Below are 11,959 nucleotides of genomic sequence, written 5' to 3'. Positions count from 1 at the left end.
CCGGGACCCTACCCGTGCGGCGATCCGCCGGACCCCGCCCGGGCCACCGCGGGCGGCGCCCGGGCACCGCGGCGGGTTTGCGGCCCGGGGGAGCGGCAACGCGAAGTCCATGACTGAACCGAACACGGACACGAACGAAGAGCGCGACACCAAGCGCGCGACCGCATCCAAGGCCCGGCGCGCGGCGGACAAGACGACCGCTCCCGCCGCACGCGCCGCAAAGGGCGCCGCGGACAAGGCGGATGACGCCGCGTCGGCCGCCGGCTCCGGGGCCGGGCGCGCCGCCGGGAAGACGGCGGGCGTGGCGCAGGGCGCGGCCCGTGGCGTCGAGGCGGGCCGCCAGGCGCTCGTCGCGAGGACCGGTCAGGTCGCGGCCACGGCCAAGTCCGCCACCGGTCAGGTCGCGGCCACCGCCAAGTCCGCCACCGGGCAGGTCGCTGCCACCGCCAGGACGGCCTGGACGGTGATCGCCCACCGCAAGCTGATCGCGGCCGGTGTGGGCGCCGGTGTGACCGCGCTGACGGCCGTGTCGTACACGGTGGGCCGCCGCTCCGGCCGCCGGACCCTCGGCCCCATCACCCGGCTCACCGGCGGCCGCATCTGACGCCCCGCACGCGCGGTGGGTCACACCCCGGCACGTCCGGGCCCACCGCGCGGAGGCGGGCAGGACGCCACCGGCCGACCCCGCGAACCCCGGCGACCGGTCGCGTCGTACCGCGCAGGGCCGGGACGACGGGTCGCGTCGTACCGCGCGCGGCCGGGGACCGGCCACGTCGTACCCTGCGTGGCAGGGCGGGGGGATCGCCGCGCCGTACCGCCCGCAGGGCGGGGAATCAGCCGCGCCGCACCGCGCGCACGAGGCCCGGCGACCGGTCACGATGAACCGCCCCAGCCGGGGCACAAGCCCAAGTGATCTTCGCCGAAGGCCGCTTGGGAGGAACCACCACCGTGACCGCACCCACCCGCCCGATACGCCCCGCGCGTAGCCGCCGTCGCTTCGACCTGCGCACGACGGCCCTGTTCTTCGTCCTTCTCGCGCTCCTCTTGACCCTCGCGGGCGTGGTCGCCCGCACCGCCGCCGCCGCGGCGGAACGCCGGCCCGCGTGGGCCGTGACCCTGCTCGTCCTCGGCATCGCCGCGACCGTCGCCTGCTATCGGGGCCGGCGCCGGTGGTCGGCGCGCAGACTCGTGCGGCACGCCACCGAGGCCCTCGAGGAAGCGGCCGAGACAGCCGTCGACGCGCTCGCCGAGCCGCCGGCCGCGGCCGTCCCGGCGGGGATCGCCGAACCGGCGGGGGTCGCCGTCCCGGCCCCGCCCCTCGGCGCCGACAGCATGGCGGAGACCCTCGTCATCGGGACGGCTCCCGCCGCGGACACCACGTGCGTCACCGACTACTACGCCCTGGATCCCGACGAGTTCGAACAGGCGATAGCCGGCCTGTGCGCCCGCGACCACTGCACGGACGTCGAAGTCGTCGGCGGCGCCGGTGACCTGGGAGCCGACGTGCTGGCGGTGGCGCCGGACGGACGCCGGCTCGTCCTCCAGTGCAAGCGCTACGGGGACGGCCACAAGGTCGGCTCACAGGATCTGCAGCGCTTCGGCGGCACCTGCTTCACCGTCCACGAGGCCGACGTCGCCATCGTCGTCACCACCAACGACTTCACGGCACCCGCCGTCGAGTACGCGCGGCAGTGCGGCATCGTGTGCGTGGACGCCGAGGGACTGCTCGCGTGGCACTCCGGCTCCGGGCCCCGCCCGTGGGAGTCGACCGGCCCGGGCTGAGCCCCGAAGCCCGGGGCCCGGCACCGGGGGCTCACCCGCCGACACCGGGCGCCGCACGGCCGTACCGGAAATTCCTCGTCGTCATCCCGGTTCGCCGTCCCCGGCGTGGGCACTTGGCGGTGAGCGAAGGACGAGTACAGGAGGTCGTCGTGGCGGTCCGGCATCGGCTGATCAAGACATCCCCGCGGCGGGTGTGGGCCGTCCTCGCGGACGGCGACCGGTACGCGGACTGGGTGGTGGGCACCGCGGAGTCCACCCCGGTGCGGGGCCGGTGGCCCCAGGTCGGCGCGGAGATCGGCTACGAGGTCCGGATCGGACCCGTCCGCCTGAACAACCGGACCGTCGTACGGCGCTGCGAGGAGGGCACCGCCCTGGAGCTGGAGGCCCGGGCGGGCGTGCTCGGCACGGCGCGGATCGCCGTCGAGCTGCGGCCCTGGGGCGAGCACTGCCTGGTGATCGTGGACGAACACCCCCTGCAAGGGGTGGGCGGTGCCCTGCACAACGCGGGCGTGGAGGCACTGATCCAGCTCCGGCACCGCGCGATGCTCGCCCGACTGGCCGAGGTGTGCGAGAACGAGGTGCCGGACGCCGGGCCGGGGCCGGTGCCGGTACGGGCACACGGCGGTGCCGATGCCTGACGCCGTGGTGATCGGCGCCGGACCCAACGGCCTGGTGGCCGCCAACCTGCTGGCCGACGCCGGCTGGAGCGTGACGGTCCTCGAGGAGCAGCCCGGACCCGGCGGAGCGGTGCGTCACGACAGGGAAGTCGACCCCGACTTCGTCAACGACCTCTTCAGCTCCTTCTACCCGCTGGCCGCCGCCTCCCCGGTGGTGTCGGGCCTGCGCCTGGAGGAGCACGGCCTGCGGTGGAGCCACGCCCCCCACGTCCTGGCGCATCCGCTGGGCGACGGCAGGTGCGCGGTCCTCGACCGGCGGCTCGACACCACCGCCGCCTCCCTCGACGCCTTCCACGACGGGGACGGCGCCGCCTGGCGCCGGCTGCACGAGATCTGGGAACGGCTGCGCCCCGACATCCTCGACGCCCTGTTCACCCCGTTCCCGCCGCTGAAGGCCACCGGGCGGCTCGCCCTGCGGCTGCGCACGGCGGGCGGCCTGCGGCTGGCCCGCACCCTGGTGCTGCCGGTGCGGCGCATGGGCGCCGAGGAGTTCGGCGGCGAGGGCGGCAGGCTCCTCCTCGCCGGGAACGCGCTGCACGCCGACCTCGCCCCGGAGGCCGCCGGCAGCGGCGGCTTCGGCTGGCTGATGTCCATGCTGGGCCAGACGTACGGCTTCCCCGTCCCGGCCGGTGGCGCCGGAGCCCTCACCGACGCGCTGGTGCGCCGGCTGCGCGCACACGGCGGCACCCTGCACTGCGGCCTCCGGGTGGACCGGGTCGTCGTCCGCGACGGACGAGCGGTCGGTGTACGCACCGCCGACGGCGGCACCGTCACCGCCCGCCGCGCCGTCCTCGCGGACGTCTCCGTCCCCGCCCTCTACGGCGAGCTGGTCGAGCCCGAGCACCTTCCGGGCCTGCTGCTGGCCGACCTGAAGCGGTTCCAGTGGGACTTCGCCACCTTCAAGGTCGACTGGGCCCTCGACGGCCCCGTGCCCTGGCGCGCCGAGCAGGCCGCGCGGGCCGGCACCGTCCACCTGGCCGACGGACTCGACGAACTCACCCGCTTCGCCGCCCAGATCGCGATGCGTCAGATCCCCGACCGCCCGTTCTCCCTGTTCGGCCAGATGACGACGGCCGACGCGTCGCGTTCGCCCGCCGGCACCGAGTCGGCCTGGGCCTACACCCACGTGCCGCACGAGGTGGCCGCCGACGCGGGGGACGAGGGACTCACCGGCGCCTGGGACCTCAAGGAGCAGGAGCTGATGGCCGACCGGGTGGAACGCCAGGTCGAACGGTTCGCGCCGGGCTTCCGCGCGCTGATCCGGGGCCGCCGCATCCTCGCCCCGCCCACGCTCCAGGCACTCGACGGCAATCTCCGCGCGGGCGCCATCAACGGCGGCACCGCGGGCATCCACCAGCAGCTCGTCTTCCGTCCCCTGCCCGGCACCGGACGGCCGGAGACACCCGTGCGCGGCCTGTTCCTCGCCTCCGCGGGCGCCCATCCGGGCGGCGGCGTGCACGGCGCGCCGGGCGCCAACGCGGCCCGCGCGGCACTGCGGCGACGCCGGTCACCGGGCCTGTCCGGGCTCCAGCGCGCCCTCACCCACCGGGACCGCGCGGGGCACGTACGACCCAGCTGAGGACGACGGACAGCCGACGATCGGAGCGCGCCGTGGCGCACACCCCCCTGAAGACCGTGGCCCACAGGAGCGGGGCGCACCGCACCGTGGCGAACAGCCCCCTGGAGAACCGCACCGTCGTCGTCACGGGCGCCGCGCGCGGGGTGGGCGCGGCCCAGGCCCGTGCCCTCGCCCGCCGCGGCGCACGCCTGGCCCTGCTCGGCCACGAGCGGCCGGCCCTGGAGGCGGTCGCCGCCTCGCTGCCCACGCCGGCCCTCGCCGTGGAGGCCGACATCACCGACGAAGCGGCCCTGCTGGACGCCGCCGAGACCATCCGCACCCGGCTGGGCCCGCCCTCGGCCGTCGTCGCGAACGCGGGCATCGCCGAGGGCGGCCCCTTCGGCGGGACCGGCATGGCCTCCTGGCGCCGCGTCGTCGACGTGAACCTCACCGGCAGCGCCCTCACGGCCCACACGTTCCTGCCCGACCTGCGCGAGACGGCGGGCTACTACCTCCAGATCGCCTCCCTGGCCTCCCTCGGCGCCGCCCCGCTGATGAGTGCCTACTGCGCCTCCAAGTCCGGCGTGGAGGCCTTCGCGCACGCGCTGCGGGCCGAGGAGGCACACCACGGCGTGGCGGTCGGCATCGCCTACCTGAACTGGACCGACACCGACATGATCCGGGACGCCGACCAGCACGCCGTGCTGCGGGAACTGCGCGCCCACATGCCCGCCCCCGCCCGGCGCGTGTACCCCGTCGAGACCGTCGCCGAGGTCCTCGCCCGCGCCGTCGAACGCCGCAGCACCGCCGTCTACGTGCCCGCCTGGCTGCGACTCGCGCAGATCGCACGGGCCGCGCTGCCGCCGCTGGTGCTGCGCGTCGCCCGGCGTGAACTGCCCCGGCTCGAGGCCGAGGAGCCCTTCCGTCCCACGGGGCTGCTGGGGGCCGGCGGGCGGGCCGACCGGGACGCCCGGCCCCTGCCCTGAACCCGCCCCGCCCGGTCGCCCCGCGGCCGTGCCACCGCCCCGGACCGGCTCAGAAGGCGTAGCGGATGCGCAGCCACGGCGCGTGGGCGCCGATCAGGTCGCGCAGGGCGCTCAGCGCCTCGGCCTTGGTCCGGTCGCGGTAGCGGACGTTCAGCGCGCCGTTCTCGGAGCGCTTCGCCTGCTGGAGATCCGGCCGCCACAGCACCTGCTCGGCACGGGGATGCCAGCCCAGGTTCACCTCGTGCAGCTCACGGTTGTGGGTGAGCATGATCACCTCGGCGGCCGCCTGCCGCCTGACCCGCTCGGGCAGCACGTCGTCCAGGTGCCGGAGCAGGCCGGCCCAGGCCTCCCGCCAGCCCGGCCGCAGGACGACGGGGGAGAAGTTGAAGTGCACCTCGTAACCGGCGTCCAGGAAGTCGGCCGCGGCGGCGATCCGGGCGGCGACCGGTGAGGTGCGCACGTCCAGGAGACGGGCGTCGGCCTCGGGCATCAGGGAGAACCGGATCCGGGTCCGGCCCCGCGGCTCCAGGGCGAGCAGGTCGGGGTTGACGAACTTCGTGGCGAAGGACGCCTTGGCGGTGGGCCAGTGACGGAAGGCGCGCACCAGGTCGGCGGTGTTGTCGCAGACGAGGGCGTCCACCGAGCAGTCGCCGTTCTCCCCGATGTCGTACACCCACGCCGCGGGGTCGCACTGGTTGGGTTCCCGCTTGGGGCCCTGCCGCGCGATGTGCCGGCCGAGGTGGGCGATGATCCGGTCGATGTTGGTGAACACGGTGATGGGATTGGCGTAGCCCTTGCGGCGCGGCACGTAGCAGTAGGCGCACGCCAGGGCGCAGCCGTTGGACGGACCGGGGGCGATCCAGTCCGCCGAGCGCCCGTTGGGGCGTGTGGTGAGCGTCTTCCGTTCGCCCAGCACCAGGGTCTCGCCCTTGACGCGCACCCACCGCTCGACGTTCCCCTCGTTGCCGTGCAGCCCGGGGACGCGCCAGTGGGAGTCGATCCCGATCAGACGGGCGTCGGGGAAGCGGGCGATGATCTCGCGGCCGCGCGCGGAGGCCGCGGCGGCCGGTTCGGCGTGGATCTCCCGCACGGGCAGCAGCCGGCGCGCCGTGTCGGAGTCGCGAAACGACGAGCGGGCGCGGGCGTCGGCACGGGCGTCGGCGCGGGCCGGGGACGGGAGCGGTGCGAGGGCGTCGAGTCCGAACAGCGCGTCGGGATCGCCGTCCGGGCCGACCGACGGGGCGGGCATGCGGGCTCCGAAGGGGTGACGTACGACCACGGGCGTACCACTCTACGCATTTTGGGCGGGCGGTCGCTCCGGAGCGGGCGCCGCGAGGGCGGAGCCCGTCAGGGCTCGTCGGCCGCCCCGGCGCCCGGCCGCCTCCGCAGCACCATCAGAGCGGTGTCGTCGCCCGGCGTACCCGCCGAATGCCGGCGCAGGTCGCGGTAGACGGTCGCCGGAAGATCACCGGGGCGGACGCCGTCCCAGGCCGCGGCCCGCTCCTCCAGCGGATAGAAGCCCCCCGACGGATCGCGCGCCTCGGTGACACCGTCCGTGCACAGCAACAGCGTGCTGCCCTGCGGGAAGGCGAACCACTCGACCGTACGGGGCTGCGGAGACAGGGCGTCGAGGCCCAGCGGGACGCACGGCTCCTCCTTCAGCACCGGACCGTCCCGGTCGCTGTGCAGCATCAGCGGCGCGACATGGCCGCAGTTGATCGCCTGGACCTCCGTGTCCGGGCCGACGCCGAGGACCAGCGCCGTCACGAACCGCTCGCTCTCGCCCGCCTGTGCCGCGAAGGAGTTGTGCCGCAGCACCGCGTCCTCCAGGGCGTCGACGACGGCGGTCAGCGTGGGCTCGGCGACGGCCGCCTCCCGGAAGGCGCTGAGCACCGAGAAGGCCGCGCTGATGGCGGGCAGTCCCTTGCCCTGGACGTCGGCGATGAAGACCCGGCTGCCGTAAGGGGAGGACACCACCTCGTACACGTCGCCGCCCACCCGGCTGTCCTCCTCCACCGGCTGGTAGAGGCCGTGCACGATGAGCTGGTCCGTCATCAGCGGGAACGGGCGCAGCAGCTGCCGCTGGAGCGCGGCCGCGGCGGACCGCAGCCGGGCGATCTCCCGGTCGCTGCGGACCCGCTGGGCGGCCCGCGCGACGCTCAGCCCGTTGAAGACGAGGGCGAAGGCGACGGTCGCGCTCGCCGCGCCGATCGTGTCGTCCGCAGTGTCGAACAGGGCCGCGGCGATCATCACCGTGACCCAGGTGGAGGCGACGGCCGTCTGGCGCACGCTGCCCCGCCCGGCGATCAGGGCGGGCAGCACCACGAGGAAGGGCGCGAGCCTGGTCTCGCGGTCCAGGAAGACCCCGATGACCGCCAGCAGCACCGTGACCGCGACGAGCCAGAACAGCACGACCGACCACCGCAGCGGCGCCGCGCCACGGCTCTCCCCGCCGGCCGCCGACGCCCCGCCCGGTTCTCTCGACGCGCTCACCGTCTCTCCCGCTCCGTGCCCGGCCTTCGGCGTCCCGCCCGGGAACCGGCGGCGGGAACGCCCCTCCCTTCAATATCCGCCTCATCCGCCTCCCGCGCCGAGCCCGCCGGTCGCGGCACGGTGATCGCACGCCCCGTGCTCGCCGTCCTGTCCGCCGTTCCCGGCTCCTCCCCGAGGCCGCGGGGATCCTGCTGATCCTGTGGGGCGTGCTGCGGCTCACCCGGGTCGTGCCGCACCTCACCGACATCGTCCAGCAGGCCCCCGCCGCCCGACCACAAGCCCGGCCGGTCGGGCAGGATGTGCACCGGGGGCGTCCGGTCGGCGGAGCCGGGGAAGGAGCGGTGCGTGAGCGAGGAGCCGGGCCGCGCGTGGACGGCCATGACACCGGGGGACTTCGACCGGGAGGCGCCGCTGCGGCTGAACGTCCGCACCGGCGGCGCCGCCGTCCCGGCCGAGCCGGACGAGTGCGGGACGGTGCCCCTCTTCGGCGACGAGGCGCCCGCCCGGCGGTCGCCGGCCCGGCCCCGCCGGCGCGACGTCACGACCCACGAGCAGGAACGCCTGTTCTGAGCGGTCGCCCGTGCGGTCCCGCACCGGCGACCGCTCAGCGGCGGCCCGTGAACTGCAGGACCAGGAGGGCCACGTCGTCGGTACGCTGCCCGGCCGTGCCGGACGTCCGCAGCAGGGTGTCGACCAGCGCGTCCAGGTCCCGGTCGTCGGCGCGGTCCAGCTCCTCGGCGAGCTGGTTCATGGAGTCCTCGAAGTCGACGCCCGGGGTTTCGATGAGCCCGTCCGTGTAGAAGGCGAGCATCAGCCCCGGCACCAGCGGGATCTGCGTGACGGGGAAATCGGCGTCGGGGTCGATCCCCAGGAGCGGACCCGGCGTCACGTCCAGGGGCCGGGCGGCGTGGCCCGGCAGCCGCAGCAGCGGCGGCGGATGGCCGGCACTGGCCAGCGAGACCCGCCGCCCGGCGAGGTCGAGACAGGCGTAGAGGCAGCTGGTGAACAGGTCGGGGGCGAGATCGGCGAGGAGCCGGTTGACTCCGGCGAGGACCCGGTCCGGGGGAGCACCGAGGGCCGCGTGGGCGTGCACACCGACGCGGACCTGCCCCATCAGCGCGGCGGCGGCGACGTTGTGGCCCTGGACGTCGCCGATGACGGCGGCCGCCGCGCCGTCGTCGAGGCGGATCAGGTCGTAGAAGTCCCCGCCGATGTCCATGCCGCGGGTGGCGGGCAGATAGCGGGCCGCGACCCGCAGACCCTCGATCGAGGGCAGCGTGCGCGGGAGCAGCGCCTGCTGGAGGCCGTGCGCGACGTCGTGCTTGGTGTCGTACAGCCGGGCCCGGTCCAGGGCCTGCGCGATGAGTCCGGCGAGCGAGGTCAGCACGGCGCGTTCCGTGGCCGGGAAGTCGTGCGGGTGCTCGTAGGACAGGACGCAGACGCCGACCGCGCGGCCCGAGAGGATCAGCGGCAGGAAGGCCCAGGCCTGTTTGCCGCTGATCCTCGGCCCCTCGGGGTAGACGCGCCGCATCTCCTCCGGGTCCGAGAAGAACGCCGGGATGCCGCTCTCCAGGGCCTGCCCCGCCGGGGTGAGCCGCGTGTCCAGCGGCAGCGCGTCGAGGCGCTCGATGGTCTGCGGCGCATAGCCGCGGTGCCCGATGATCCGCAGCCGGCCGGCCTCGGCGGTGGACAGCACCAGCCCCTGGGCGCCGAAGGCGGGCATGATCTGGTCGGCGACCAGGTCGACCACGTCCTGGACGCCGACGACCTCGGTGAGCGCGGCCGCCAGATGCGTGAGCTGGTAGAGCTGCCCCATCCGGGCCGGCGCGGCGCTCACGACCTGCCGGGGCGCCGACGCGGCCGGGGTCTGCGCGCCGCTGGCGACGATCCGGACACTGATGCCGCTGGCGTCCGGGTAGAGGTGGAACTCCAGCCACTGGCCGGGCGGCCGGCAGGCGGTGAAGGACACGGGGGCGCGGCTGAGCACCGCGGCGCGGTAGCGGTCCTCGTAGGTGGGGTCGTCGAGCCAGCGCAGCGACTGCCACGGCAGGGTGCCCAGCAGCTCGCCGGCGTCACGCCCGAGCAGTACGCACGCCCCGGAGCTGAGGTAGGTGAAGCGGCCCTCCAGGTCCAGGGCGCAGCTGCCGCCGGGCAGCCGTTCCACGAAGTCGGCCGCCGCCATCGCGGGTCCGGCGTCCTGGCGCCCGGTCCCCGCGGGCAGCACCCGCGGCCCGCCGGTACCGGCCCGCGGCCTGCCGCGCTCGACGGAGTCCTCGAGCAGCCGCGCCAGCCGGCGGCAGCTCGACATGATGTTCCCCCGCTCGCGCTCGGTCATGTACGGGGGACGGGTGGTCGGCCACATCAGCAGCAGGGATCCCCAGCGGCGGACGCCGATGACCGGCGCGGCGGCCAGTGCCAGCGGATAGGGGAGTGCCATCGCGGTGCGCGGATAGGACCGTGCCATCTCGCTCTGGCTGCCCACCCACACCATGCGCCCCTCGCGGACCGCGTCGGCCACCGGCGCCGGGGCCGCCATCGACACGTGCGTCCACGGTTCGGCCAGCTCGGCGGGCGCCCCGCACAGCACGTCCAGGGAGAGCACCTCCTCGTCGGGGGAGAGCAGGTAGAGGGCGCCGATCGACGCCCCGGTGCGGCGTACGGTCTCGGTGAACGCGGCGTCCAGCCCGTCGGCGTCGACGGCCCGATCACCCGGGTCGGTCACGAGGCACCTCCAGCGTCGCAGGGGAGTCTCCCGCACCGCCGCGGGCGGCCGCCGGCTCCACGCGCGGTGCGGCACACCCCCGCAGGACGTGCCGCACCTCTCCCATCAAGGACGCTACGCCGATCCGGGACGCTCGGCACGTCCCCACCGGGGCCTCATCCGAGGACGGCGAGCGCCTCCAGCAGCCGGTCCACGTCCTCGGCGGAGCTGTACGGCGCCAGCCCCACCCGTACCCCGCCCTCGGCCCCCAGCCCGAGGTGGCGGGACGCCTCCAGCGCGTAGAACGAACCGGCCGGCGCGTCCACCCCGTGCCCGGCGAGATGCCGGGAGACGTCCGCCGGGCGTCGGCCCGCCACCGTGAACAGCAGCGTCGGGGTGCGCCGCGCGGCCCGTGAGTACACCGTCACCCCGCCGACCTGCGAGAGTCCGGCCTCCAGGCGCTCCCGCAGCGCCTCCTCGTGGGCCTCCACCGCCGCGAAGGAGGCGACCAGCCGCGCCCGGCGGTCGTCGCCCCCGGTGCCCGGCACCAGTGCGGCGAGGACGTCCACGGCGGCCCGGACCCCGGCCAGCAGCTCGTACGGCAGCGTGCCCAGCTCGAAGCGCTCGGGAACGGTGTCGGCGGACGGCAGCAGCTTGTCCGGCCGCAGGGACTCCAGCAGGTCCGCCCGGCCGGTGAGGACGCCGAGGTGCGGACCGAGGAACTTGTACGGCGAGCACACCAGCGTGTCCGCGCCGAGCGCGGCGAGGTCGACCGTGGCGTGCGAGGCGTAGTGCACGGCGTCGACGTGCAGCAGCGCGCCCGCCCGGTGGGCGAGTTCGGCGACGGCCGGGATGTCGGGGCGGGTGCCCAGGAGGTTGGACGCGGCGGTGACCGCCACCAGCCGGGTGCGCGGGGACAGGACCTCCCCGATCCGCTCCGGCGCCAGTTCCCCCGTTCCCGGGTCGAAGTCCGCCCGGCGCACGCTCGCGCCCACCGCTTCGGCGGCCTGGATCCAGGGCCGTATGTTGGCGTCGTGGTCGAGCCGGGTGACCACCACCTCGTCACCGGGACCCCAGGTCCTGGCCAGGGTGCGTGCGAGGTCGTAGGTGAGCTGGGTGGCGCTGCGGCCGAACACGACGGTGCCCGGGTCGGTGCCGAGCAGATCGCCCATCGCCCGGCGGGCCGCCAGCACGATGTCCTCGGCGTTGCGCTCGCCCTCCGTGACGCGCCCCCGGTTGGCCAGCGGGTGCGCCAGGGCCTCGGCCATGGCGTCGATCACCGGCTGCGGGGTCTGGGTGCCGCCGGGCGCGTCGAAGCGGGCCGTGCCGGACTTCAGGGCGGGGATCAGCGCGCGGATCGCGTCGACGTCGAGGTGCATGCGTACTCCTGCGGGGCGAAGGGGCGGGCGAAGGGGTGGACGGGTCAGGGGCGGGCTCCCTGCCGGACCGGGAGCCCCCTCGGGCATGATCGCAGCCCGCCCGGCGCCGGGTGCGGGGGCCCGTACCCGAGATCATGCGTGACGGGAGGTGTGCGGATCCGTTTTCCGGGCACACGGGATTCGTGCGAGGCGGGGCGGTGCGCCTGGGGAGGTCATCACCGCCCCGCCCGGCTTGTCCGGGCCCGCCCGCAGCGCTGCCCGGCGCGGCCCGCAGTTCACGTGAAGAGCCCCTTCCCCCTTCCCTCTGCCCCCATTGCCTCTCGACCGCGGCCGTCCCGGCCCTCCGGTACCGAAGCCGTGCCGGTCCGAGACCGTGCCGGTCT

10 protein-coding genes are annotated in these 11,959 nt (G+C 75.6%); 6 read left to right on the top strand and 4 right to left on the bottom strand.

Translation table 11 applies throughout. The annotated features are described in order from the left end of the window. Nucleotides 1-109 precede the first annotated feature (109 nt). The 5 genes from ACIP5W_RS17985 to ACIP5W_RS17965 all read left to right on the top strand — a co-directional run bounded on the left by ACIP5W_RS17985 (nt 110) and on the right by ACIP5W_RS17965 (nt 5,003). Nucleotides 110-604 carry a hypothetical protein gene (locus ACIP5W_RS17985; protein WP_401473822.1) on the top strand — a complete coding sequence of 165 codons (495 nt, stop codon included), beginning with the start codon at nt 110-112 and terminating at the stop codon, nt 602-604. Nucleotides 605-948: 344 nt separating this feature from the next. Beyond that, complete coding sequence (locus ACIP5W_RS17980) at nt 949-1,782, top strand: restriction endonuclease (protein WP_401473819.1); 834 nt, start codon at nt 949-951, stop codon at nt 1,780-1,782. Nucleotides 1,783-1,931: 149 nt separating this feature from the next. Continuing rightward, nucleotides 1,932-2,420: an SRPBCC family protein gene (locus ACIP5W_RS17975; RefSeq protein WP_401473816.1), complete on the top strand. Its 489-nt coding sequence runs from the start codon at nt 1,932-1,934 to the stop codon at nt 2,418-2,420. Further along, a complete protein-coding gene (locus ACIP5W_RS17970; RefSeq protein ID WP_401473813.1) occupies nt 2,413-4,038 on the top strand; it encodes a phytoene desaturase family protein in 1,626 nt (541 codons plus the stop codon). The genes ACIP5W_RS17975 and ACIP5W_RS17970 overlap by 8 nt, the downstream gene beginning before the upstream one ends. A gap of 86 nt (nt 4,039-4,124) precedes the next feature. Further along, nucleotides 4,125-5,003 carry an SDR family oxidoreductase gene (locus ACIP5W_RS17965; RefSeq protein ID WP_401473970.1) on the top strand — a complete coding sequence of 293 codons (879 nt, stop codon included), beginning with the start codon at nt 4,125-4,127 and terminating at the stop codon, nt 5,001-5,003. 49 nt (nt 5,004-5,052) lie between these two features. On the opposite strand, the gene ACIP5W_RS17960 is transcribed toward ACIP5W_RS17965, so the two are convergent. Together ACIP5W_RS17960 and ACIP5W_RS17955 are read right to left on the bottom strand one after the other, a co-directional pair. After that, nucleotides 5,053-6,252: a spore photoproduct lyase family protein gene (locus tag ACIP5W_RS17960; RefSeq protein WP_401473810.1), complete on the bottom strand. Its 1,200-nt coding sequence runs from the start codon at nt 6,250-6,252 to the stop codon at nt 5,053-5,055. A gap of 98 nt (nt 6,253-6,350) precedes the next feature. Further along, entirely contained in the window at nt 6,351-7,496 is a 1,146-nt protein-coding gene (locus ACIP5W_RS17955) for a PP2C family protein-serine/threonine phosphatase (RefSeq protein WP_401473807.1), read from the bottom strand. 345 nt (nt 7,497-7,841) lie between these two features. Here ACIP5W_RS17955 and ACIP5W_RS17950 point away from each other — a divergent pair, with 345 nt between their 5' ends. Then, on the top strand, nt 7,842-8,066 hold the full coding sequence (locus ACIP5W_RS17950) for a hypothetical protein (protein ID WP_401473804.1): 225 nt from the start codon (nt 7,842-7,844) through the stop codon (nt 8,064-8,066). A 34-nt stretch (nt 8,067-8,100) separates the two neighbouring features. On the opposite strand, the gene ACIP5W_RS17945 is transcribed toward ACIP5W_RS17950, so the two are convergent. Beyond that, nucleotides 8,101-10,218 (bottom strand): SpoIIE family protein phosphatase, encoded by a 2,118-nt coding sequence (locus tag ACIP5W_RS17945; protein ID WP_401473801.1) that lies wholly within the window; start codon nt 10,216-10,218, stop codon nt 8,101-8,103. A gap of 155 nt (nt 10,219-10,373) precedes the next feature. After that, nucleotides 10,374-11,576 carry a cysteine desulfurase-like protein gene (locus ACIP5W_RS17940; protein WP_401473798.1) on the bottom strand — a complete coding sequence of 401 codons (1,203 nt, stop codon included), beginning with the start codon at nt 11,574-11,576 and terminating at the stop codon, nt 10,374-10,376. Nucleotides 11,577-11,959 lie beyond the last annotated feature (383 nt).

Origin of the sequence: Streptomyces sp. NPDC088766, from assembly GCF_044750845.1 — a bacterium.
GTDB lineage: Bacteria > Actinomycetota > Actinomycetes > Streptomycetales > Streptomycetaceae > Streptomyces.
This window is presented reverse-complemented; position numbering and strand designations above follow the sequence as displayed.